The sequence below is a fragment of the Pseudomonas psychrophila genome, from assembly GCF_001043005.1.
Classification (GTDB): domain Bacteria; phylum Pseudomonadota; class Gammaproteobacteria; order Pseudomonadales; family Pseudomonadaceae; genus Aquipseudomonas; species Aquipseudomonas psychrophila.
Genome location: NZ_JYKZ01000010.1, coordinates 45488 through 69130 on the forward strand (window position 1 = coordinate 45488; position 23643 = coordinate 69130).

The following is a 23643-nucleotide window of genomic DNA, read 5'->3' on the forward strand; positions in this document are numbered from 1 at the left end:
CCCACACTAGACCTGTGCGGTCTTTGGGAGCTTCACCATGCTGACAATCGTTCTCCCCATTCTGTTGTTCGCGGCACTGGTCCTCGCCTTGATCGGCGCCATCCGTCGAATGAACATGTGGCGCCGTGGCCGCCCGGCCAAGGTCGATTTGCTGGGTGGCCTGCTGGCCATGCCCAAGCGTTACATGGTCGATCTGCATCACGTGGTCGCTCGCGACAAATACATGGCCAACACCCACGTCGCCACCGCCGGCGGCTTTGTGCTGGCGGCGGTGCTGGCGATTCTGGTGCACGGTCTGGGGCTGCATAACCGCATCCTGGGTTATGCCTTGCTGTTCGCCACGGCGCTGATGTTTGTCGGCGCGCTCTTTGTGTTCAAACGTCGCCTCAACCCGCCGTCGCGCTTGTCCAAAGGCCCGTGGATGCGCCTCCCCAAAAGCCTGCTGGCGTTCTCCGTGAGCTTTTTTATCCTCACCTTGCCGGTGGCCGGTTTGTTGCCCGAAGGCTTTGGCGGCTGGGTGCTGGCGGCGATACTGGCCGTTGGTGTGCTGTGGGGCGTGTCGGAACTGTTCTTCGGCATGACCTGGGGCGGCCCGATGAACCACGCCTTCGCCGGAGCCCTGCATCTGGCCTGGCATCGCCGGGCCGAGCGTTTCGGCGGTGGTCGTTCCACAGGTTTGAAACCCCTGGACCTGAATGACCGCGCCGCGCCGTTGGGGGTGGAAAAACCCGAGGACTTCACCTGGAACCAGTTGCTCGGTTTCGACGCCTGCGTGCAATGCGGCAAGTGCGAAGCTGCGTGCCCGGCGTTTGCCGCCGGTCAACCGCTCAACCCCAAGAAGCTGATTCAAGACATGGTGGTTGGTCTGGCAGGTGGCACCGATGCACACTTTGCTGGCAGCCCGTACCCCGGCAAACCGATTGGTGAACACGGCGGCAATCCGCATCAACCCATCGTCAACGGTCTGGTCGATGCGGACACGCTGTGGTCGTGCACCACTTGCCGGGCCTGTGTCGAAGAGTGCCCGATGATGATCGAGCACGTGGATGCCATCGTCGACATGCGCCGTTTCCTGACCCTGGAAAAAGGTGCGACGCCTAACAACGGTGCTCAGGTGCTGGATAACCTGATTGCCACCGACAACCCTGGCGGTTTTGCCCCGGGTGGGCGGATGAACTGGGCAGCGGATTTGAATCTCGACCTGATGCGCGACAAGCCTTCGGTGGACGTGCTGTTCTGGGTCGGTGACGGCGCTTTCGACATGCGCAACCAGCGCACCTTGCGTGCCTTCGTCAAAGTGCTCAAGGCGGCGCGGATCAACTTCGCGGTACTGGGGCTGGAGGAACGGGACAGCGGCGACGTGGCCCGGCGCTTGGGTGATGAGGCGACGTTCCAGGCCTTGGCCACGCGAAATATCCAGACGCTGGCGCAGTACCGCTTCACGCGCATCGTCACCTGCGACCCCCACAGTTTTCATGTGCTGAAAAACGAATACGGCGCCTTTGGCGGTGACTATCTTGTGCAGCATCACAGCACTTACATGGCCGAGCTGATCGATGCAGGTCTACTCAACCTGGCCGCCGACACAGGGGGCAGCGTGACCTATCACGACCCGTGCTACCTGGGCCGCTACAACGGCGAATACGAAGCACCGCGTGCGGTGCTGCGAGCGCTGGGTATTGAAGTCAAAGAGATGCAGCGCTCGGGCTTTCGCTCCCGTTGCTGCGGCGGTGGCGGCGGCGCTCCGATTACCGACATCCCGGGCAAACAGCGGATTCCCGACATGCGCATGGACGACATCCGGGAGACCGGCGCCGAGCGCGTGGCGGTGGGTTGCCCGCAATGCACCGTCATGCTCGAAGGCGTGGTTGAGCCACGCCCGCTGATCAAAGACATTGCCGAGCTGGTGGCCGAGGCCCTGATTGAAGATGCGCCGTCCACCAGATCGACCCGGCGCGAAGCCCCGGAGGTGATCGCATGAGTGACATTATCCGCCGCGACCCACGCGCCGAGTGGATCGCCCGCAACCGGCTGCACCCATTGCACGCCGCCATGCAACCTCACCAGCTGAGCTGGATGGGGCCTAACGGCGTACTTCGCAAAAACGTACATGGGGTGGGTTTCATCGGCCCCAACGGCATCAAGCGCATCGACCGCAGTGGCGTGCAGCAGGGAGGTTCGAGCAAGCGTGCGGCCAGTACCCAGGAGCAACGGGTGCTGCATCAAGTGCCAGCGCCGGCGTTTTATATCGGCGTGGTACCGGACATGGTCGGTGGGCGCCTGAGCAGTCATGACCGCGACCTGTTGGGCCTGGCCCGGCAGTTGGCGGGTAGCGACGGCGCAGTGTTGGCGGTGGTGTTTGGCGAATCAAAAGAAACCGCCTTTGCCACGGCTGGCGTGGATCGGCTGCTTCTGCTCGACAGTGAAGGTTATGCACCGGAGCAGCAGGTACTGGAGTTGCGGGCTGTGGATAACCAGTTTGCACCCAGGCATTGGTTGTTGCCTGACAGCCGCAGCGGCGGGGCGGAGTTGGGTCGGCGCTTTGCCGCAAGCCTGGGCGAACGCCCGGCCACGCGGGTGTGGCAAGTCAAGGACGGGGCTTGTGTGGGACGCGCTGGCGCGGGCTTGCAAGACGTAGCGCAGCCATTGCCGCGCTTGATCCTGGCCGCCGCCGAGTGCGCCGAACCGGTCAGCGAAACCCGTCACGAGGCCTTGGAGGTGCAGTTATCCACAGCGATTGCGAGCTGCCTGCCACGGATTGAAGATTTGGGCGCGGTGGCGGTCGATCCGGCTGCGATACCCATGGCCGAAGCCGAATTTATCCTCAGTGGCGGTAACGGGATTAAAGACTGGGGACTTTTCCACAAGGCTGCCGTTGCCCTGGGGGCCACTGAAGGCGCTTCCCGTGTGGCGGTGGATGATGGCTTTATGGCCAGGGAGCGTCAGGTCGGTGCCAGTGGGGTTTGGGTCACGGCACGGGTCTACGTGGCGGTCGGTATCAGCGGTGCAATTCAACATCTACAAGGGATTGGCGCCTGCGACAAAGTGGTGGCGATCAACCTGGACCCCGGTTGCGACATGATCAAGCGCGCTGACCTGTCGGTGATTGGCGATGGTACGGCCGTACTTGAGGCATTGATTGTGGCTGTGGATAACTGGCGCAACGCATCTTCTGGGGGCGCGGGCTTGCTCGCGAATCAGGCGACCCGGTCTGCCTGATACACCGAGGCGATCCTGCGCAGGCAGCCCGCCCCCACATTGTCTGGAGATTTATTGATGAGCATCGCCACCGTTGCACTGGTTTCAATCGGCGCCCACCCGGCCTCAGGCCGCGCCCGCCGCGCCGAGCAGGACGCCCGCGCTGTCGAACTGGGCCTGGAGCTGGCTGGGGATAACTTGCATGTGCTGCACGCTGGCAATCCCCACGAGCCCGCCCTGCGCGCCTATCTGGGCATGGGGCTGGACGAGTTGCACGTGCTGGAGCAACCGGACGGCGCCGATGTGGTGCCGGTATTGCGCGATTACATTCGTGAAGCGGGGGTACAGCTGGTGCTGACCGGCAGCCAGGCTGAAACCGGCGAAGGTTCTGGCATGTTGCCATACCTGTTGGCCGAGCAACTGGGCTGGCCGCTGCTGGTGGGCGTGGCGCAGATCGAATCTATCCACAGCGGTGTGGCGCAGGTGCTGCAAGCCTTGCCTCGAGGGCAGCGGCGTCGTTTGCAAGTACGGCTGCCGTTTGTGATTACTGTGGATAACGCCGCCCCGAAGGCCCGGCAAAGCGCTTATGGCCCCGCGACCCGGGGTCTGATCAACGCGGATGTCGTTGAAGTCACGGTGGATGAGTTATCCACAACGGGTGTGCTGCAACCTGCCAAACCACGACCCAAACGCTTGAAAGTGATCAAGGCCAAAAGTGCTGCCGACCGCATGAAAGCAGCTACAGCCAAGGCCGCTGGCGGCTCGGGGCAAGTACTCAAGGGTGTGAGTGCCGAAGAGGGTGCCCAGGCTATTTTGAAGCTGTTGATTGAAGAAGGCGTCGTGCGCTGATACTTGCCCACAAAGTCTGTTAGCGCTTATGTGGATAAGTTGTTTGCTGTCCGCTAAGGCCTATATAAACCGTGGCTTACAGGCTTCTGATCAAAAAACATCCAATTCAGTGCTTTAACCACCGTCCAACCTCAAAACCCTTGAATAATCGGTGCCTTAAGGGGTTTTCCACAGTGAAACGAGGCGGTGCATAAGTTGCGCACAATCTCTGTTGGTGGATATGTGGATAAGGTGTTCGCGGCTGGCTACAGACCACGTGTTTCGTGGCTTACAGTACGCTGTACAAAAAACGATCAATTGGTCATTCGAGGATAACTTGTCCACTTCCCCACAATTGCTGTGGGTGTGCCTGTGGACAAGATGTTGGTGAAGGGCTGTGGGCCATAGCGCACAAGGGCTGTAGCCTTTTGTTCAAAAAATAGCCAATACGCAACTCTGTAGATACTCTGTTGTAGGTCAAGCCCTACTGTGGGAGCGAGCCTGCTCGCGAACGACCTTCGCGAGCAGGCTCGCTCCCACAGTTGCCGTTGTCCTGTAGCCGCTGCCGCAGGCTGCGATCGAGCCCGCAGGCCTCGCACCTTAAACAGCGAAGGTCCTTCGGCTCTTAACGCAACCTCCGGCAGCGGCTACAGGATCATTGGGCCACCACCCCTTTAAGGTACGCCGCTGGCGCCGCCCCCAGATTGTTCAGCAGCCGCTCGCTGTACCAGTCAATAAAGTTCACCACGCCAAACTCGTAGGTCTTGGAGTACGGCCCCGGCTGGTAGGCGATTGAGTTGATGCCGCGCTGGTTTTCTTCTGCCAGTTTGCGGTCCTGATTGTTGGTGGCGTCCCACACATTGCGCATGCGTTCCACGTCGTAGTCCACGCCTTCCACCGCGTCCTTGTGCACCAGCCATTTGGTGGTCACGACGGTTTCTTGCGCGCTGATCGGCCACACCGTGAACACGATGATGTGATCGCCCATGCAGTGGTTCCACGAGTGCGGTAAGTGCAGGATGCGCATTGAGCCCAGGTCCGGGTTTTTGATCCGTCCCATGAGTTTTGCACAGCCTTGCTTGCCATCCAGGGTCATGGACACGGTGCCCTTGAGCAGCGGCATGCGCACGATTCGGTTACGCAGGCCGAAACTGGCGTGTGCATAAGGGATCTTCTCGGCGTCCCAGGCTGCTGCCGAAGCGGCTACGTGATCCTTGAATGCCTGATCGGCCCGTGGATCGGTAACGTCGTCCCATTCCAGCAGGGTCTTGAGCAACTCGGGGTGCGACGCGTTGCAGTGATAACACTCGCGGTTGTTTTCGAGCACCAGCTTCCAGTTGGCTTTTTCCACCAAGGTGGTGTGAATCGCCACCTTGGTGTTTTCCATGTCGTAGGGTTCCATGTAGTGGTTGAGCGTGGTCAGGAACTCGTCGATGGCCGGCGGGTTCTCGGCCAGGCTGATAAAGATGTAACCCCCCGCGGTTTTGACGTTTACCGGCTTGAGGCCGTATTGCTTCATATCAAAGTCGGCGCCCATCTCGGTGCCGGCAAACAGCAGGCGTCCGTCCAGCTCGTAGGTCCACTGGTGGTAATGGCACACCAGCTTGGCGACCTTGCCCTTTTCACTGGTACACAGCCGCGAGCCACGGTGGCGGCATACGTTATGAAAGGCATGCACCTGACCTTCGGCGCCGCGAATCACGATGATCGGGTTTTTGCCCACTTGCAGGGTCAGGAAGTTGCCCTTGGCCGGGATTTCACAGGTCATGCCTGCAATCAGCCACTCCTTCTGGAAGATCTCCTGCATATCGATTTCGAACAGGCGCTCGTCGTTATAGAAGGGCTGCGGCAACGAAAAGGTTCGTTCGCGGTTCTGCAACATCTCGGCGGTGGCCTTGCGTGCGGGTTCCAGTGGATCGCCCAGGCTCAGGTTTGCGGTGACGTCCATCGTTGTAATCCTCATGGCCATCGTAGGTGGCCTAAAAGTGGCTGATCAGGGGTGCGACGCAAGGCAAAGCATTTGCTGTGGTGAGTGGCGCTGAGTGTGCGTTCGAAGTGCGCAGATGCCATATCTGCGGGCGACATGGCCAAATCTGTTTCCGACGCGCGAGCGCCTGTTTTCAGGGGCTGGTCGCCATAAGCATGTGAATGTCGCGAATAGATAAATGGCCGTCTCGGGGCATGCGCAGAATCGCCAGCAAGAGGCCGGTTGTCGGCCGTGGAGAAACCCATGTCCAACAGCTTTCTGAATCCGGTAACTACCCAGACCTGGGCCAACGGTCGACACATCGTGCGATGCGTCAAAGTGATTCAGGAAACCTGGGACGTACGCACCTTCTGTTTTATGGCAGACCAGCCGATTCTGTTCTTTTTCAAGCCGGGGCAGTTCGTGACTCTGGAGCTGGAAATCGACGGTGACCCGGTGATGCGCTCGTACACCATCTCCAGCTCGCCCTCGGTGCCTTACAGCTTTTCGGTGACCATCAAGCGCGTGCCGGGCGGGCGGGTGTCCAACTGGCTGCACGACAACCTGCAGGAAGGCCAGGAGCTGGCGGTACACGGACCGGTCGGGCTGTTTAACGCCATCGATGCACCGAGCCCCAAGGTGCTGTACCTGAGCGGCGGCGTCGGGATCACCCCGGTGATGTCGATGGCGCGCTGGTTTTACGACACCAACGCCAATGTCGACATGGTGTTTATCCACAGCGCCCGCTCGCCCAAAGACATCATTTACCACCGCGAGCTGGAGCACATGGCTTCGCGCATCGACAACTTCAGCCTGCACCTGATCTGTGAAAAACACGGGCTGGGTGAACCGTGGGCCGGCTATCGCGGTTATTTGAATCACAAAATGCTTGAGCTGATGGCGCCCGACTTTATGGAGCGCGAGGTGTTTTGCTGCGGACCTACGCCTTATATGAACGCGGTCAAGCGCCTGCTGGAGAGCAACGGCTTTGATATGAGCCGTTATCACGAGGAGTCTTTTGGCGCGACCCCGCCCGAAGCCCGGGCCGATGCGGTGGAGCAAGCCGAACAGGCGGCCGAGGCACCGGAGCTGGACCTGGCGGATTTGAACCAGGTGGAATTCACGGCATCCGGCAAGAGCATCCGCGTAGGCCCGGCAGAAACCGTGCATGCAGCGGCGGCCAAGCTGGGGCTGCTGATTCCCAAAGCGTGCGGCATGGGCATTTGCGGCACCTGCAAGGTGCTGAAGCTGGGGGGCGAGGTCGAGATGGACCACAACGGCGGCATCACCGACGAAGACGTTGCCGAGGGCTATATTTTGTCGTGCTGCAGCGTGCCCAAGGGCGATGTGCGAATCGAGTTTTAAGGGGCGCAGGCCACTTGTGGGTGCCAGTCGGGAACAAAGACTCTAAACCGGAGTCTTTAGGGGGCTCAAAGGCAGGTTGCCGCTAGCTTAGCCGGTGACTTTTCTTTATCGTACGCGCCCTTCGAAACTGCTTGAGAACACCACCATGATTGAGTCATCCCTTAGCAAACTGGAACAACTGGTCAGCGACCTGGTTCAACAAAAGCAAGAGCTGTTGGATACCAACGCTGCGCTGAACGCTGAACTGACCCAGGCCAAAGACGAAAACGAAAGCCTGCAACTGAACCTGATGGAACAGGAAGAGAAGCAAGGCGCAACTGCTGCCCGCATTCAGGCACTGGTTGAGCGCGCGAGCCCTGTCAGCGCATGAGCGTAGACAGAGACGGAGTAAATGTCGTCTCGATTTTGGGTAACGACTACACGATCAAAGCGCCTGAGGGGGAGCAACAAACCCTGATGGCAGCCACGGTCATGTTGAAAGCCGCCCTGGCCGACACGAAAAGAAAGTACCCGAGCTTGATCGGGGACAAATTGCTGGTGCTGGCGGCGCTGAATCTGTGTTCACAGCAGATTGAGCTCAAGCAGCAACACAAACAGGAACTCGACCGTTATCAAGAGCAAGTCAGCGCCACGGTCGATGTGATTGAGCGAACGTTAGGGCAATCCTGATACTTCGCAATACGATCACTCCCTGTGGGAGCGGGCTTGCTCGCGAGAGTCTCAGCGCGGTGGTTCAGACCAGCCGCGTTAACTGAATCGCGAGCAAGCCCGCTCCCACATTATTGAATGTTTACCCCGCCATCACTTCGCGAATATCCGCCGCCAATTCCCGCACTCGAGCCTCATCGGTGTCCCACGAGCACATGAAGCGTGCGCCGCCTTTGCCGATAAAGGTGTAGAAGCGCCAGCCCTTGGCGGTCAGTGCAGCCACGGCCGGTTCCGAGAGTTGCAGGAACACGCCATTGGCTTCCACAGGGAACATCAGTTCAACACCCGGAATGTCACTCACCAACTGGCTCAGTAACTGCGCGCAGTGGTTGGCGTGGCGTGAGTGTTTGAGCCATGCGTCGTTTTCCAGCAAGCCCACCCAGGGTGCCGACAAAAATCGCATTTTCGACGCCAGTTGCCCGGCCTGTTTGCAGCGGTAATCGAAGTCCACCGACAGGTTGTGGTCGAAGAACAGAATGGCTTCACCCACCGCCATGCCGTTTTTGGTGCCGCCAAAGCACAGCACATCGACCCCGGCTTTCCAGCTCAGGTCTGCTGGCGAGCAACCGAGGAAAGCACAGGCGTTGGAGAAGCGCGCGCCGTCCATGTGCAGCAACAAACCCAGCTCTTTGCAGGTGTCGCTGATGGCGCGGATTTCTTCAGGGCGATAGACGCTGCCGACTTCGGTAGCCTGAGTGATGGTGACCACCCGCGGTTTTGGATAGTGGATGTCTTTGCGCTTGAGGGCGATTTCGCGGATCGATTCTGGGGTGATCTTGCCGTTTTCAGTACGGGCGATCAGCAGCTTTGAGCCGTTGGAGAAGAATTCCGGCGCACCGCATTCGTCGGTTTCGACGTGGGCCGTCTCGGAACAGATCACGCTGTGGAAGCTCTGGCACAACGAAGACAGGGCCAGGGAGTTGGCCGCAGTACCGTTAAAGGCGAAATAGACTTCGCAGTCGGTTTCGAACAATTTGCGAAAGTCGTTGGCAGCGCGCAGGGTCCACTCGTCATCACCGTAAGAGCGTTGATGACCGTGGTTGGCCAGTTCCATAGCGGTCCAGACTTCAGGGCAGATACCGGAGTAGTTGTCGCTGGCGAATTGTTGGCTCTTGTCAGTCATTTCCCGGTTCCTTGGTCGAATTGTGTCGTGCACTTTATCCAAGATTTTGTCGGGTGCACAGGCACGACTCAAAGTGCGGAAAACCCTTACAAAAGAATAGCTCAAAGTCCTGCAATAAAAGTGTGGGAGCGGGCTCGCTCGCGATGGCATCACCCGGGTTTGCCAGACAAACCGCGCCGCCAGTATCGCGAGCAAGCCCGCTCCCACAGGGTTATGCGAAACCATGTCGTAAACGCACCATTGCGTGGCGTCCATAGGCATTTGATCTGCCTGCGCCAGCTCTACCATCTGGCTCAAAGGGCACAAGCCCCACCGAGACCAAAGGCGCGCTGGCGCTGGGAGACACGCAATGTTCAGCAAGCAGGATCAGATCCAGGGTTACGACGATGCCTTGTTAGCGGCGATGAATGCCGAAGATCAGCGCCAGGAAGATCACATCGAGCTGATCGCCTCCGAGAACTACACCAGCCAGCGTGTGATGGAAGCTCAAGGCAGCGGTCTGACCAACAAGTACGCCGAAGGCTATCCGGGCAAGCGTTACTACGGCGGCTGCGAGCATGTGGATAAAGTTGAGCAACTGGCTATCGACCGCGCCAAGCAGCTGTTCGGCGCCGATTATGCCAATGTGCAACCCCACTCCGGCAGCCAGGCCAACGCGGCGGTGTATCTGGCGCTGCTCAATGCAGGCGACACCGTGCTGGGCATGAGCCTGGCCCACGGCGGGCACTTGACCCACGGCGCCAGCGTCAGTTTTTCCGGCAAGTTGTACAACGCCGTGCAGTACGGCATCGACACCTCAACAGGCCTGATCGACTACGACGAAGTAGAGCGCCTGGCCGTTGAGCATCAGCCCAAGATGATCATTGCCGGCTTCTCGGCTTACTCCAAATTCCTCGACTTTCCGCGCTTTCGCCAGATTGCCGACAAGGTAGGCGCTTACTTGTTTGTCGACATGGCCCACGTGGCCGGTCTAGTGGCCGCCGGGTTGTACCCGAACCCGCTGCCGTACGCTGACGTGGTCACCACCACTACCCACAAAACCCTGCGCGGCCCACGCGGCGGGTTGATCCTGGCCAAGTCCAACGAGGCACTGGAAAAGAAACTCAACTCGGCGGTGTTCCCCGGTGGTCAGGGCGGCCCGCTGATGCATGTGATCGCGGCCAAGGCGGTGTGCTTCAAAGAAGCCCTGGAGCCGGGCTTCAAGACCTATCAAAAGCAGGTCATCGACAACGCTCAGGCGATGGCCGAAGTGTTTATCAAGCGTGGCTTCGACGTGGTCTCGGGCGGCACCGACAACCATCTGTTCCTGCTCAGCCTGATCCGTCAGGGCCTGACTGGCAAAGACGCCGACGCAGCCCTGGGCCGTGCTCATATCACGGTCAATAAAAATGCGGTGCCCAATGACCCGCAATCACCGTTCGTGACGTCGGGCCTGCGCATCGGTACCCCGGCAGTGACCACGCGCGGGTTCAAAGTGGCGCAGTGCACGGAGCTGGCTGGCTGGATCTGCGACATCCTCGATCACCTCGGCGATGCCGATATCGAGGCCGACGTGGCACGCCAGGTGACCTCGCTGTGCAAAGACTTCCCGGTTTATCGCTGAGCGCGTTTTTGGAGTAAACCCTATGCAACGGTATTCAGGCTTCGGCCTCTTCAAACACTCCCTCAGCCACCATGAAAACTGGCAGAAGATGTGGCGCACGCCGACCCCTAAAAAGGTTTACGACGTGATCATCGTCGGCGGTGGGGGCCACGGTTTGGCGACCGCTTACTACTTGGCCAAGGAGCACGGCATCACCAACGTGGCCGTGGTCGAGAAAGGCTGGCTGGGCGGCGGCAATACGGCGCGCAACACCACCATCGTGCGGTCCAACTATTTGTGGGACGAGTCGGCGCACCTCTACGAACACGCCATGAAGCTCTGGGAAGGCTTGTCCCAGGACTTGAACTACAACGTCATGTTCTCTCAGCGCGGCGTCTACAACCTGTGCCATACCTTGCAGGACATGCGCGACTCGGAGCGCCGGGTCAGCGCTAACCGCCTCAACGGGGTGGATGGTGAGCTGCTCAACGGCAAGCAGGTGGCGGACGAGATTCCGTACCTCGATTGCTCAAAAAACACTCGCTACCCGATCATCGGCGCCACCGTACAGCGCCGTGGCGGTGTGGCTCGCCATGACGCCGTGGCCTGGGGCTTTGCCCGTGCTGCGGATGCCCTGGGTGTTGATCTGATCCAGCAAACCGAAGTACTGGGCTTTCGCAAGGAAAACGGCGTGTGCATCGGCGTTGAAACCAGCAAGGGTTTTATCGGTGCCAAGCGCGTTGGGGTGGTGACGGCCGGTAACTCCGGGCACATGGCCCGTCAGGCGGGCTTTCGTCTGCCGATTGAATCCCACCCGCTGCAAGCGCTGGTGTCGGAGCCGATCAAGCCGATTATCGACAGCGTGATCATGTCCAACGCGGTTCACGGTTACATCAGCCAGTCCGACAAGGGCGACCTGGTGATCGGTGCCGGGATCGACGGCTACAACGGGTACGGCCAGCGCGGCTCGTACCCGGTGATCGAACACACCATCCAGGCGATTGTGGAAATGTTCCCGGTGTTGTCCCGGGTACGCATGAACCGCCAGTGGGGCGGCATCGTCGACACCACTCCCGATGCATGCCCGATCATCTCCAAAACCCCGGTGCCGAATCTGTTTTTCAACTGCGGCTGGGGCACGGGCGGCTTCAAGGCTACACCCGGCTCGGGCAACGTTTTTGCCGCCAGTCTGGCCAAAGGCGAGATGCACCCATTGGCTGCCCCGTTTTCCATTGACCGGTTCCACACCGGTGCCCTGATCGACGAACACGGCGCTGCCGCTGTCGCCCACTAACAGAGGAATTACCCATGCTCCATATCTTCTGTCCCCATTGCGGCGAATTGCGCTCCGAAGAGGAATTTCATGCCAGCGGCCAGGCGCACATCCCGCGCCCGCTCGACCCTGGCGCCTGCACCGACGCCGAGTGGGGCGACTACATGTTCTTTCGCGACAACCCCCGGGGCCTGCACCACGAACTGTGGAACCACGTCGCCGGTTGCCGGCAGTTCTTCAACGCCACGCGCAACACCGTGACCTACGAAATTCTTGAAACTTACCTGATTGGCACCCAGCCGCAGTTCACTGAACAGGCGGCGCCACTGACCACCACGGCCACCCGCGAGCAGGGAGAAAAGGTATGAGCCAGACCCATCGCTTGCCTAATGGCGGCCGCGTAGACCGCAGCAAAGTGCTGACCTTTACCTTCAACGGTCAACAGTACAAAGGCTATGAGGGCGACAGCCTGGCCGCAGCGTTGCTGGCCAATGGTGTCGACGTTATTGGTCGCAGCTTCAAATATTCCCGGCCTCGTGGCATCTATGCCGCCGGTGCCGAAGAGCCCAACGCGGTGCTGCAAATCGGTGCCACCGAAGCCACTCAGATCCCGAACGTGCGGGCTACGCAACAGGCGTTGTATCAGGGCCTGGTTGCCACCAGCACCAACGGTTGGCCCAACGTCAACAACGATGTGATGGGGATTTTGGGCAAGGTGGGCGGCAAGCTGATGCCGCCGGGTTTCTACTACAAAACGTTCATGTACCCGCAGTCATTCTGGATGACTTACGAGAAGTACATCCGTAAGGCGGCAGGCCTGGGCCGTTCGCCGACCCAGAACGATCCTGACACCTACGACTACATGAACCATCACTGCGACGTACTGATCGTCGGCGCTGGCCCTTCAGGCCTGGCGGCGGCACTGGCTGCAGCACGCAGCGGCGCCCGGGTGATCGTGGCCGATGAGCAGGAAGAGTTCGGCGGCAGCCTGCTCGACAGCCGCGAAAGCCTGGACGGCAAACCGGCCATGGAGTGGGTCGGCAAAGTCATTGCCGAACTCAAGGAGCTCCCGGGCGTGACGCTGTTGCCCCGGGCGACAGTCAACGGCTATCACGACCACAACTTCCTGACCATCCACGAGCGCCTCACTGACCATCTTGGCGACCGTGCCCCGATTGGTCAGGTTCGTCAGCGCATCCACCGTGTTCGGGCCAAGCGCGTGGTACTGGCTACCGGCGCCTGCGAGAGGCCGTTGGTGTACGGCAACAACGACGTGCCGGGCAATATGCTGGCAGGCGCAGTGTCGACCTACGTGCGCCGCTACGGCGTGGCGCCGGGTAAAAAACTGGTGCTCAGTACCAACAACGACCACGCCTACCGCGTTGCGCTGGACTGGATCGATGCAGGCCAGCAGGTGGTGGCTGTCGCCGATGCGCGCAGCAACCCTCGCGGCGCATTGGTCGAGGCCGCGCGCGCCAAAGGCATCCGCATTTTGACCGCCAGTGCGGTGATCGAAACCCGTGGCAGCAAGCACGTGACCGGTGCCCGTGTGGCCGCGATTGACCTTAAAACCAACAGTGTCGCCAGCCCCGGCGAATGGCTGGAGTGCGACCTGGTTGCCACTTCCGGCGGTTACAGCCCGGTGGTGCACCTGGCCTCGCACCTGGGCGGTAAACCGACCTGGCGCGAAGATATTCTGGGTTTTGTACCCGGCGAAGCTCCGCAAAAACGCGTGTGTGTGGGCGGCATCAATGGTGTCTACGGATTGGGCGACAGCCTGGCCGATGGTTTTGAAGGTGGCGTGCGTGCTGCCAGCGAAGCCGGTTTCAAAGCGGTGGAGGGTGTGTTGCCCAAAGCCCTGAACCAGCATCATGAAGCCACGCTGGCACTGTTTCACGTGCCTCACGAAAAGGGCACTGCACGGGCGCCGAAGCAATTTGTCGACCTGCAAAACGATGTCACCGCCGCTGCAATCGAACTGGCTACCCGCGAAGGTTTCGAGTCGGTTGAACACGTCAAGCGCTACACCGCGCTGGGCTTCGGTACCGATCAGGGCAAGCTGGGCAACGTCAACGGGCTGGCCATTGCAGCACGCTCGCTGAACGTCACCATCCCGCAGATGGGCACCACCATGTTCCGCCCCAATTACACGCCGGTGACGTTCGGCGCCGTGGCGGGGCGGCATTGCGGGCATATTTTTGAGCCGGTGCGTTACACCGCGCTGCAAGCCTGGCACGTCAAGCAGGGTGCCGAGTTTGAAGATGTGGGCCAATGGAAGCGTCCGTGGTACTTCCCGCGTAATGGCGAAGACCTGCACGCAGCGGTCAAGCGCGAGTGCCAGGCGGTGCGTGACAGCGTCGGTATTCTCGATGCCTCCACCCTGGGCAAAATCGACATTCAGGGCCCGGATGCGCGGGAATTTCTCAACCGCATCTACACCAACGCCTGGACCAAACTCGATGTGGGCAAGGCTCGCTACGGCCTGATGTGCAAAGAAGACGGCATGGTGTTCGACGACGGCGTAACCGCCTGTCTGGCCGATAATCACTTTGTCATGACCACCACCACCGGCGGTGCGGCCCGCGTGCTGCAATGGCTGGAAATCTACCAGCAGACCGAGTGGCCTGACCTGAAGGTGTATTTCACGTCGGTGACCGACCATTACGCGACGCTGACCCTGTCAGGCCCCAACAGCCGCAAGCTGCTGAGCGAAGTCACGGACATCGATCTGGACCGTGAAGCTTTCCCGTTCATGACCTGGAAGGAAGGCCTAGTGGGCGGTGTACCGGCGCGGGTCTTCCGTATCTCGTTTACCGGTGAGCTGTCGTACGAGGTCAATATCCAGGCCGACTATGCGATGGGCGTGCTGGAAAAAATCGTCGAGGCGGGCAAGCCATACAACCTCACCCCCTATGGCACCGAGACCATGCACGTGCTGCGGGCCGAGAAGGGTTTCATCATCGTCGGTCAGGACACCGACGGGTCCATGACCCCGGATGACTTGAACATGGGCTGGTGTGTGGGCCGTACCAAACCGTTCTCATGGATCGGCTGGCGCGGCATGAACCGTGAAGACTGCGTGCGTGACCAGCGCAAGCAGCTGGTGGGGCTTAAACCGGTCGACGCGACCCAATGGCTGCCGGAGGGCGCGCAACTGGTGTTCGATCCGAAGCAGACGATCCCGATGACGATGGTCGGTCACGTGACGTCCAGCTATGCCCACAACTCACTGGGTTATTCGTTTGCCATGGGTGTGGTCAAAGGCGGTTTGAAACGCATCGGTGAGCGTGTGTTTTCGCCTCAGGCCGATGGCAGCGTGATCGAGGCCGAGATCGTGTCTTCGGTGTTCTTCGACCCCAAAGGTGAGCGGCAGAATATTTGAGTGGAGCCCTTTCGCGAGCAGGCTCGCTCCCACGGGGAATGGTGGGAGTCAATCAACACAACATTGCTAACGGGTGATCCATGACCACAGCCAACGTATACCAACAACGCCCGGACTCGGGCGCCAAAGCCGAGTCATCGTTGCACCAGGCCAACCTCGCCGGTTTGATCGGCAAGGGCCGTAAAAATCCGGGTGTGACCGTGCGCGAGAAAAAACTGCTGGGCCATCTGACCCTGCGCGGCGATGCCAAAGACCCGGCTTTTGCCGAAGGCGTGCACAAGGCCCTGGGGCTGGAGTTGCCAGTGGCCCTGAGCCTGGTGGCCAAGGAAGACACATCGTTGCAATGGATGGGGCCGGATGAGTGGTTGCTGATCGTGCCCGGTGGCCAGGAATTCGCCGTGGAACACGCGTTGCGCGCAGCGCTGGCCGGGCTGCATATCTCGGTCGTCAACGTCAGCGGCGGGCAACAGCTGCTGGAACTGAGCGGGCCAAAGGTGCGCGAAGTGCTGATGAAGTCCACCAGCTATGACGTACACCCGGACAACTTCCCGGTGGGCAAAGCGGTGGGCACGGTGTTCGCCAAGTCGCAGCTGGTGATTCGCCACACGGCTGAAGACACATGGGAGCTGCTGATCCGCCGCAGCTTTTCGGACTACTGGTGTCTATGGTTGCAGGATGCAGCAGCGGAGTACGGGCTGAACGTCGAAGCGTAAATATGATCCTGCCTGCGCCTCTGTGGGAGCGGGCTTGCTCGCGATTGCAGCACCACGGTCATCCGGATGTACCGTGTTGTTTGCATCGCGAGCAAGCCCGCTCCCACACAGGTCGTGTGCGTTCCAATACCCATCAAGGAGCACCCCATGAGCCGCGCCCCTGATACCTGGATTCTTACCGCGGACTGCCCGAGCCTCCTGGGCACGGTGGATGCGGTCACGCGTTATTTGTTCGAACACAGTTGCTACGTTACCGAGCACCACTCTTTCGACGACCAGCGCTCGGCGCGTTTTTTTATTCGCGTGGAGTTCCGTCAGCCTGACGGTTTTGACGAGCACGCTTTTCGCGCGGGTCTGGCCGAGCGCGGCCAGGCTTTCGGCATGGCCTTCGAACTGACGCCGCCTCATCACCGGCCCAAAGTCCTGATCATGGTGTCCAAGGCCGATCACTGCCTCAACGACCTGCTGTATCGCCAGCGTATCGGCCAGTTGTCGATGGACGTGGTGGCCGTGGTCTCCAATCACCCCGATCTGGAGCCGCTGGCCAGCTGGCACGGCATTCCTTATCACCACTTTGCGCTGGATCCGGCCAATAAACCGGCGCAAGAAGCAAAGGTGTGGCAGGTGATCGAAGACACCGGCGCCGAGCTGGTGATCCTCGCCCGTTACATGCAAGTGCTGTCCCCTGAGTTATGTCGCAAGCTCGACGGCAAAGCGATCAATATCCACCACTCCCTGCTGCCCGGTTTCAAAGGGGCCAAGCCGTATCACCAGGCCTACGAAAAAGGCGTCAAGCTGGTCGGCGCCACGGCGCACTACATCAATAACGACCTGGACGAAGGCCCGATCATCGCTCAGGGCGTGGAGGTGGTGGATCACAGCCACTACCCCGAAGACCTTATTGCCAAAGGGCGCGACATCGAAGCCCAGACGCTGGCTCGTGGTGTGGGCTATCACATTGAGCGGCGCGTTTTCCTAAATGGAGGTCGTACGGTGGTGCTGTGAGGTTAGCGGCACGTTCTAAGCTGGATGCAGCAAGTAATCCCTCCAATTACAACAAGGGTGAATACGATGGCTGACAATCGCGGTGTGGTGTACCTGGGCAATGGCCAGGTTGAAGTGCAAAGCATTCCTTTCCCGAAGATGCAGAATCCTCAAGGCAAGCCCATTCATCACGGCGTGATCTTGCGTGTGGTGTCGACCAATATCTGTGGCTCCGATCAGCACATGGTGCGTGGCCGTACCACGGCGCAAACCGGGCTGGTCCTGGGCCATGAGATCACCGGCGAGGTGATCGAGGCCGGGCGCGATGTGGAGCATCTGAAAGTCGGCGATCTGGTTTCTGTGCCGTTCAACGTGGCATGCGGGCGTTGCCGCAGTTGCAAGGAGCAAAACACCGGCGTCTGTCTGACCGTCAACCCGGCCCGTCCCGGCGGTGCCTATGGGTATGTGGACATGGGCGATTGGGTCGGCGGTCAGGCTGAATATGTATTGGTGCCTTATGCCGATTTCAACCTGCTCAAGTTGCCCAATCGTGATGCGGCAATGGAAAAGATCCGTGACCTGACGTGCCTCTCCGACATCCTGCCCACCGGCTATCACGGTGCAGTGACCGCAGGCGTTGGCCCCGGCAGTACGGTGTACATCGCTGGCGCTGGTCCGGTAGGTCTGGCAGCGGCGGCTTCGGCGCGTTTGCTGGGCGCTGCGGTGGTGATCGTCGGTGACGTGAACCCGATTCGCCTGGCCCACGCCAAGGCTCAGGGGTTTGAAATTGCCGACCTGTCCAAGGACACCCCGTTGCACGAACAGATTGCCGACCTGCTGGGTGAGCCTGAAGTGGATTGCGCCGTGGATGCGGTGGGCTTTGAAGCCCGTGGTCACGGGCATGACGGAGTGAAACACGAGGCGCCGGCCACCGTGCTCAACTCGCTGATGGGCGTAGTGCGGGTGGCGGGCAAAATCGGCATTCCGGGGCTGTACGTCACCGAAGATCCGGGTGCAGTCGATGCAGCCGCAAAAATGGGCAGCCTGAGCATTCGCTTTGGTCTGGGTTGGGCCAAATCCCACAGCTTTCACACCGGGCAAACGCCGGTGATGAAATATAACCGCCAACTGATGCAGGCCATCATGTGGGACCGGATCAAGATCGCGGATATCGTGGGCGTTGAGGTCATCAGTCTGGACGACGCGCCACGTGGCTATGGCGAGTTCGATGCCGGGGTGCCGAAGAAGTTTGTGATCGATCCGCACCGGATGTTCAGCAAGGCTTAAAAGCCACAACTGACTGTGTAGTCGCTGCCGCAGGCTGCGATGGATTGCGCAGCGATCCTGCCTTGAAGGGCCTGCGGCCCTTATCGCAGCCTGCGGCAGCGACTACAGGTTGGTTTACAGTGTCGCCAGCGGCCCCTGATACAGCACGGGGCCGGTTGGCTGCCCGGTTGGTGAGCCGCCCTGCGGCTCAAGACTCACCGCCAGTACCACCGGGACCCTGATCAATTGCTGCTGGCTCTGGCTCAGGGCTATCCGACCATCACCATCCGCGGGGATCAGCCCCAGGGACACCGGTTTGCCCTCAACCGGAATCGCCCACAATTCCAGACTGCGTCCTGCCTCTACCGCGCTCAGCTCAAGCGGTCGAACCTTCAGGTAGTCGGCGTGGGCCTCGATCCGCAGGCCGGGCTGAGCCGTGCCGCTGAGCAGGGTGGCCTGGTACTGGACACTGTCGCGGTTGTAGAGCAGGCCCGCGGTCAAGACGATCAGCAACGAGCAGGCAACCGCCCCCAACCGCAGCCAGTTCCAGAACGGGCGCTTGAGCGGTACATGCAGTGTTTGCGGTTCAATGCGCGCCACAACGGCTTGCCACACATGCTCGGGCACGGGTTGCTCGACCAGGGGCTCGGTCAGTAGGGTGAGGTGGTTTTGCCAGCGGGCCAGTTCAGCGCGCAACGCCCCATCGTCCAGCAGCAAGTGTTCAAAGCGTTTACGGGCGGTGGGCGGCATCAGGCCGATGGCGTAATCGGCGGCCAGCGCACGGCGCCGTTCAGGGGTTTGATAGTTCATGACTCAAGGCACCTGCGCAGTCGCTCCATGCCCCGGCGGATCCAGGATTTGACCGACCCTAGCGGTGCATCAAGGGTGTGCGCCAGTTCGCTGGCACTCAGCCCCTGAAAATAGGCGATGGTGATGCTCTGGCGCTGCATGCCTTCCAGTCGTTCAAGGCAATGGCCAAGGGCGCTGGCCGCCCGGGCGCTGTCCAGTTGCTCGTGGGCGCTTGGGCTCTCATCGGCCAAGGCGTCTTGCTGCAGGTCACTCAAGGGCAGTTCGCGATGTTTGCGCAACTGGTCGATGGCCAGGTTGCGAGTGATGGTGATCATCCAGGTCAGGGGGGCCGACACGTGAGCCTCATAACGGGAGGCGTTGTGCCAGATGCGCACAAAGCTTTCCTGCACCACGTCTTGCGCCAGGTCGCTGCGGCCCATGCAGCGCAGTGCCACGCTGTGCAGGCGCGGCGCCACGGTGCGGTAGAGGGTTTCGAAGGCGCGGCGATTGCCCAGTGAACATTGGGCCAAGAGCGTTGCAAGGTCATCGGCATCGGTAATTAAAATAGCCACTCTCCCGTCAAACACAGTCAGGGCATCAGACCAGTCGTCGGTTGAGGTTAGTTCAGGCTGTGGGGTTGTTCCAATCATGTGGCACCTCTGTGTCCTGTATACGCAGGCAAGGACACAGCGGATGCAGCGGTTTTCAATTAAGATTGCGACCCGTTTGATCCGATAGTGGCACCTGGGAACATCTGCTGGGGTTTTGGGTCATAGACATAGTTTTACCGCTCTATTGCAGGCGGTTTTTTGGTTCTAGAGGTTGAAGCGATGAATAAGTTGAGCGGCGTGGCACTGGCAACATTGATGACCGTGGTCGCGAGCCCGGTGTTTGCAGGTTTCAGCCTGAGCGATGTGGCCAACGTGGCGGCGCAGGTGCAGGGTGCCAACGGCAATGGCGCGACCACGGACAAGTCCGCGCAAGCCGTACAAATGCTGACCAAGGTCAACGAGCTGGGTGTAAAGCCTGAGCAAGCGGCAGGCGGCATCGGCGCGATGTTGAGCCTGGCGAAAAACCAGCTGACCTCCAGCGACTACTCCGAGCTGACCGAGCAAGTGCCGGGTGTCAACAAACTGGCTGGCGCTGGTGCACTGGGCCAGTTGAGCCAATTGGGCGGCTTGCTGGGCAAGTCCAGCGGCGTGTCCGAGACTGCGACCAGCGCTGTCAGCAACGTGTCCAACACTGACCAGTTGAACAGTGCATTCACCGCACTGGGCATGCAGGACGGTATGGTTGCCAAGTTTGCGCCGGTTTTGCTGGAGTACTTCAAAGGTCAGAACGTCAGCACTTCGCTGCTGAGCAAACTGGGCAGCGCCTGGGGCGTTTAAAGGCTAGCCGCGCTCGGCACGCAAGGTGCTGATGCGCAGGTCTTTCTCGGTCCAGAGCTGGTTGACCCAGCTCTGGACATGCTCGCGAAACACCGGATCGTTTTCGTAATCACCCCTCCACAACGCCGGATCCAGCTCACGGGTCTGTATGTCGATAATCACTTTGGGCACCTGCCCGCTGATCAATTGCCAAAACCCCGGAATTTTTTCCTGTGGATAAACCACGGTCACGTCGAGCACGGCATCCAACTGTTCACCCATCGCCGCCAGCACAAACGCCACTCCCCCCGCCTTGGGTTTTAGCAACCAAAAGTAAGGTGAATGTTGCTGGGCGTGTTTGGCGGGGGTAAAGCGCGTGCCTTCAATGTAATTGACCACCGTCACAGGCTGGCGCTTGAACAGTTCGCAGGCGTCCCGCGTGATCTTGAGGTCCTGGCCCTTGAGTTCGGGATGTTTGGCCAGGAAGGCTTTTGAGTAACGTTTCATGAATGGATAATCGAGCGCCCACCAGGCCAGCCCCAGGAAGGGCACCCAGATCAGTTCTTTTTTCAGGAAGAATTTGAAGAAAGGCGTACGTCGGTTCAGGCTCTGTATCAGTGCGGGAATATCGACCCACGACTGATGATTGCTGATCACCAGATACGAGGTATTACGGCTTAGCCCCTCAGCGCCGCGTATGTCCCATCGGGTGGGCAGGCACAAGGCGAAAATGCGCTTGTCTATCTCTGACCATGTCTCGGCGATCCACATCACCGCCCGCGAGTTGAAATCGCGAAGGCGCCCCGGCGTCACCAGTTTGAGCAGGGCAAACAGCATCAACGGCCCGAACAGAATCAGGGTGTTGCACAGTAATAACAGGGTAACCAGACAGCCGGTGAGCAGGCGGCGCATAAGCAACTCTTGAACGTTTAAGGACTGGTCATGATAAGCAGACTGGCGTAGAACGCCAAATCAATGAGCCCTTCCGGCGCTGGCTTGCACCAGCAAAAGCCGTGTGAACCTACTGCCGGTATGTGGTCTAAACCGGACTCTTTAAAAGGAATGACCCGTATGAAGTCTGTTTTTGTGTTGCTGTCCGTATTGGCGTTGCCGGTGATGGCGGCCGAGCCGACCCTTTATGGGCGTTACGAATACATCAAGCTGCCGGAAATTGGCGAAACCCTCAAAGCCAAGATGGACACCGGCGCCCTGACAGCGTCGCTGTCGGCTAAAAATATCCAGACCTTTACCCGTGATGGTGACGAGTGGGTCCGCTTCCAGCTGGCGACCGAGGGCGCGAGCAGCAAGGTTTACGAGCACAAGGTTGCGCGTATCAGCAAGATCAAGAGCCGTGCCGATGAAGATGACGAGAAAGAGGTCCCGGAAAGCGCCAAGCGCCCGGTAGTCGATCTGGAGATGTGCCTGGGTAACGTCAAGCGCACCGTAGAGGTCAACCTTACGGATCGCAGCAGCTTCAACTACCCGCTGCTGATCGGCGCCAAGGCGCTGCGTGAGTTTGGTGCGGCGGTGAACCCGGCGCGTCGCTATACAGCGGACAAGCCTGATTGCTGAAAACCCGCGTTCTCGTCAGCGGCTAAAGATTTTGCTTGTCCCGATTCGTAGCAGTTGACGAGCTGTGCGAGGCTACGTCCGGCGGCGCAGCCGTCGTAAAGCCTGCTTCCACGGTTTATCAGGCATGCCGTGTGTACCGGTTTTACGACCGCTACGCGCTCGAACGCAGCCTCGCAGAGCTCGTCAGCTGCTACGCAACTTTCGCTCAGCGCTTGAGCAACCCGCGCACGCTGACCCACACCGGAATGCCCAAGCCAATCCAGCTCAGTACATCCCACGCGCCGTCACCTAATAGCGCGCTGAACAGTCCGGTCACGCTCACAAGTCCAATCGCCAGCGGGATAGAAAACACCTTCCAGAAGTTCGACCGACGCGGCCTCATCGAGCGTTCTCCTTGGCCGCACGTCGGCGTACCCACCACAGGTACAAGCCGCTGCCGAGTACCACAATGGTCAGCAGGTCGAGGGCTGCCCAAAGGATCTTCATCGGCATGCCGCCGTAGTCGCCAAAGTGCAACGGCTGGGACATGCCCATCGCATCCATGTACCACGGTCGTCCGGCCACGGCAGTAACGTCCAGGGTGCTCGCGTCGATCAAGACCGGTGTCAGCAGGTGCGAGGTCAGGTGGGTGCTGCCTTTCATGAACACTGCGTAATGGTGTTCGCTGGAGAACCGTGTGCCCGGGAAGGCGATAAAGTCCGCATTCATGCCGGGTGCTGCTTTGGCGGCAATGTCCAGCAACTGGCTGGCAGGGGCCAGCTGGGTCAGCGGTGGTGCATCACGATAGGGTTCGATCATGACGCCGAGGCTGTCATTGCGCCAGGCTTCGATAATCAGGTCGGCACACGCGCTGATCACACCGGTCACCCCCACCACCAGGGCCCAGGTCAGGGTCACGGCGCCCAGCAGGTTGTGCAGGTCGAGCCAGCGCAAGCGGGTGGACTTGTCGGTGCGCACGGTGGCGAAGTCGTGACGGCGCATGAACGGCAAGTACAGCACCGTCCCGGAGATGATCGCCAGCACAAACAGCAGCCCCATGAATGCCAGCAGCAGCTTGCCGGGCAGCCCGGCGAACATGTCCACGTGAAGGCGCAGCATGACCATCATGATCCCGCCATTGGCCGACGGAACCTCTATCGCCTCGCCCGTACGCGCATCGAGCATAAAGGTGTGGGACGAGTTCGGCTCGGTGCCTGCGGTGGCCGCCATGATGGCTACGACCGCGTTGGGTTCGTCTGCTTCCCAGCCGAAATACTGCATGACTTCGCCCGGGCGATGAGCCTCGGCGGCGCGCACCAGTTGTTGCAGATCGAGTGTCGGGGTGTCGGCGGGCAGTTCCTTGACCTGCGGCGCATCGCCCAGCAGGTGGTCGATTTCATGGTGAAAAATCAACGGCAAACCGGTCAATGCCAGCATCAGCAAAAAACCGGTGCAAATCAGGCTGGTCCAGGTGTGGATAAAAGACCAGCGGCGAATGGTTTTGCTTTTCATGAAGCTCCAAAACACTGCTGTGGGAGAGGCGGTGCG

At 60.1% G+C, this 23643-nt stretch carries 22 protein-coding genes; 15 read left to right on the forward strand and 7 right to left on the reverse strand.

Going from position 1 to position 23643, the window contains the following annotated elements; all coding sequences use genetic code 11:
• Nucleotides 1-37: 37 nt before the first annotated feature.
• The 3 genes from dgcB to etfB are packed head-to-tail and all read left to right on the forward strand — an operon-like array spanning nucleotide 38 to nucleotide 4047.
• A complete protein-coding gene (gene dgcB / locus TU76_RS18790; protein WP_048352310.1) occupies nucleotides 38-1981 on the forward strand; it encodes a dimethylglycine demethylation protein DgcB in 1944 nt (647 codons plus the stop codon).
• Nucleotides 1978-3219, forward strand: coding sequence for an electron transfer flavoprotein subunit alpha (gene etfA, locus TU76_RS18795; RefSeq protein ID WP_048352311.1), 1242 nt, complete (start codon nucleotides 1978-1980; stop codon nucleotides 3217-3219). Before dgcB ends, etfA begins: the two co-directional genes overlap by 4 nt.
• Nucleotides 3220-3276: 57 nt before the next feature.
• Entirely contained in the window at nucleotides 3277-4047 is a 771-nt protein-coding gene (etfB, locus tag TU76_RS18800) for an electron transfer flavoprotein subunit beta (RefSeq protein ID WP_019822964.1), read from the forward strand.
• A 634-nt stretch (nucleotides 4048-4681) separates the two neighbouring features.
• On the opposite strand, the gene gbcA is transcribed toward etfB, so the two are convergent.
• Nucleotides 4682-5974 carry a glycine-betaine demethylase subunit GbcA gene (gbcA, locus tag TU76_RS18805; protein WP_046809220.1) on the reverse strand — a complete coding sequence of 431 codons (1293 nt, stop codon included), beginning with the start codon at nucleotides 5972-5974 and terminating at the stop codon, nucleotides 4682-4684.
• 282 nt (nucleotides 5975-6256) lie between these two features.
• On the opposite strand from gbcA, the gene gbcB reads away from it, so the two are divergent.
• The 3 genes from gbcB (at nucleotide 6257) to TU76_RS18820 (ending at nucleotide 8026) form a co-directional block, all read left to right on the forward strand.
• Nucleotides 6257-7357 (forward strand): glycine-betaine demethylase subunit GbcB, encoded by a 1101-nt coding sequence (gene gbcB / locus TU76_RS18810; protein WP_019822968.1) that lies wholly within the window; start codon nucleotides 6257-6259, stop codon nucleotides 7355-7357.
• Between the two features lie 145 nt (nucleotides 7358-7502).
• Complete coding sequence (locus TU76_RS18815; protein ID WP_019822969.1) at nucleotides 7503-7727, forward strand: hypothetical protein; 225 nt, start codon at nucleotides 7503-7505, stop codon at nucleotides 7725-7727.
• Complete coding sequence (locus TU76_RS18820) at nucleotides 7724-8026, forward strand: cell division protein ZapA (RefSeq protein WP_019822970.1); 303 nt, start codon at nucleotides 7724-7726, stop codon at nucleotides 8024-8026. The genes TU76_RS18815 and TU76_RS18820 overlap by 4 nt, the downstream gene beginning before the upstream one ends.
• A gap of 121 nt (nucleotides 8027-8147) precedes the next feature.
• Here TU76_RS18820 and TU76_RS18825 read toward each other — a convergent pair whose 3' ends face one another.
• Complete coding sequence (locus TU76_RS18825) at nucleotides 8148-9188, reverse strand: threonine aldolase family protein (RefSeq protein WP_019822971.1); 1041 nt, start codon at nucleotides 9186-9188, stop codon at nucleotides 8148-8150.
• Between the two features lie 349 nt (nucleotides 9189-9537).
• On the opposite strand from TU76_RS18825, the gene glyA reads away from it, so the two are divergent.
• From glyA to fdhA, 7 genes are all read left to right on the forward strand, one after another.
• Complete coding sequence (gene glyA / locus TU76_RS18830) at nucleotides 9538-10791, forward strand: serine hydroxymethyltransferase (RefSeq protein WP_019822972.1); 1254 nt, start codon at nucleotides 9538-9540, stop codon at nucleotides 10789-10791.
• Between the two features lie 22 nt (nucleotides 10792-10813).
• The gene (locus TU76_RS18835) at nucleotides 10814-12064 is read left to right on the forward strand and encodes a sarcosine oxidase subunit beta (protein WP_019822973.1); all 1251 of its coding nucleotides are present in this window, start codon (nucleotides 10814-10816) and stop codon (nucleotides 12062-12064) included.
• 14 nt (nucleotides 12065-12078) lie between these two features.
• On the forward strand, nucleotides 12079-12411 hold the full coding sequence (locus TU76_RS18840) for a sarcosine oxidase subunit delta (RefSeq protein ID WP_019822974.1): 333 nt from the start codon (nucleotides 12079-12081) through the stop codon (nucleotides 12409-12411).
• On the forward strand, nucleotides 12408-15425 hold the full coding sequence (locus TU76_RS18845) for a sarcosine oxidase subunit alpha (protein WP_019822975.1): 3018 nt from the start codon (nucleotides 12408-12410) through the stop codon (nucleotides 15423-15425). Before TU76_RS18840 ends, TU76_RS18845 begins: the two co-directional genes overlap by 4 nt.
• An 80-nt stretch (nucleotides 15426-15505) precedes the next feature.
• Nucleotides 15506-16138 carry a sarcosine oxidase subunit gamma gene (locus TU76_RS18850; RefSeq protein ID WP_048352312.1) on the forward strand — a complete coding sequence of 211 codons (633 nt, stop codon included), beginning with the start codon at nucleotides 15506-15508 and terminating at the stop codon, nucleotides 16136-16138.
• Between the two features lie 147 nt (nucleotides 16139-16285).
• On the forward strand, nucleotides 16286-17143 hold the full coding sequence (gene purU, locus TU76_RS18855; RefSeq protein WP_019822978.1) for a formyltetrahydrofolate deformylase: 858 nt from the start codon (nucleotides 16286-16288) through the stop codon (nucleotides 17141-17143).
• 66 nt (nucleotides 17144-17209) lie between these two features.
• Nucleotides 17210-18409, forward strand: a complete 1200-nt coding sequence (fdhA, locus tag TU76_RS18860) for a formaldehyde dehydrogenase, glutathione-independent (RefSeq protein ID WP_046809224.1) — start codon at nucleotides 17210-17212, stop codon at nucleotides 18407-18409.
• A 114-nt stretch (nucleotides 18410-18523) separates the two neighbouring features.
• On the opposite strand, the gene TU76_RS18865 is transcribed toward fdhA, so the two are convergent.
• Nucleotides 18524-19198 carry an anti-sigma factor gene (locus tag TU76_RS18865; RefSeq protein WP_048352313.1) on the reverse strand — a complete coding sequence of 225 codons (675 nt, stop codon included), beginning with the start codon at nucleotides 19196-19198 and terminating at the stop codon, nucleotides 18524-18526.
• Entirely contained in the window at nucleotides 19195-19827 is a 633-nt protein-coding gene (locus tag TU76_RS18870; RefSeq protein ID WP_019822983.1) for a sigma-70 family RNA polymerase sigma factor, read from the reverse strand. The genes TU76_RS18865 and TU76_RS18870 overlap by 4 nt, the downstream gene beginning before the upstream one ends.
• Before the next feature lie 180 nt (nucleotides 19828-20007).
• Between TU76_RS18870 and TU76_RS18875 the strand changes: the two genes are divergently transcribed.
• Nucleotides 20008-20565, forward strand: a complete 558-nt coding sequence (locus TU76_RS18875; protein ID WP_019822985.1) for a DUF2780 domain-containing protein — start codon at nucleotides 20008-20010, stop codon at nucleotides 20563-20565.
• A 3-nt stretch (nucleotides 20566-20568) separates the two neighbouring features.
• On the opposite strand, the gene TU76_RS18880 is transcribed toward TU76_RS18875, so the two are convergent.
• Complete coding sequence (locus TU76_RS18880) at nucleotides 20569-21456, reverse strand: acyltransferase (protein WP_019822987.1); 888 nt, start codon at nucleotides 21454-21456, stop codon at nucleotides 20569-20571.
• 159 nt (nucleotides 21457-21615) lie between these two features.
• Here TU76_RS18880 and rloA2 point away from each other — a divergent pair, with 159 nt between their 5' ends.
• A complete protein-coding gene (gene rloA2, locus TU76_RS18885) occupies nucleotides 21616-22116 on the forward strand; it encodes a retropepsin-like aspartic peptidase RloA2 (protein WP_019822989.1) in 501 nt (166 codons plus the stop codon).
• Nucleotides 22117-22321: 205 nt separating this feature from the next.
• Here rloA2 and TU76_RS25430 read toward each other — a convergent pair whose 3' ends face one another.
• Both TU76_RS25430 and TU76_RS18890 read right to left on the reverse strand, forming a co-directional pair.
• Nucleotides 22322-22498, reverse strand: coding sequence for a hypothetical protein (locus TU76_RS25430; protein ID WP_019822990.1), 177 nt, complete (start codon nucleotides 22496-22498; stop codon nucleotides 22322-22324).
• Complete coding sequence (locus TU76_RS18890; RefSeq protein WP_019822991.1) at nucleotides 22495-23607, reverse strand: PepSY-associated TM helix domain-containing protein; 1113 nt, start codon at nucleotides 23605-23607, stop codon at nucleotides 22495-22497. The genes TU76_RS25430 and TU76_RS18890 overlap by 4 nt, the downstream gene beginning before the upstream one ends.
• Between the last annotated feature and the right edge of the window lie 36 nt (nucleotides 23608-23643).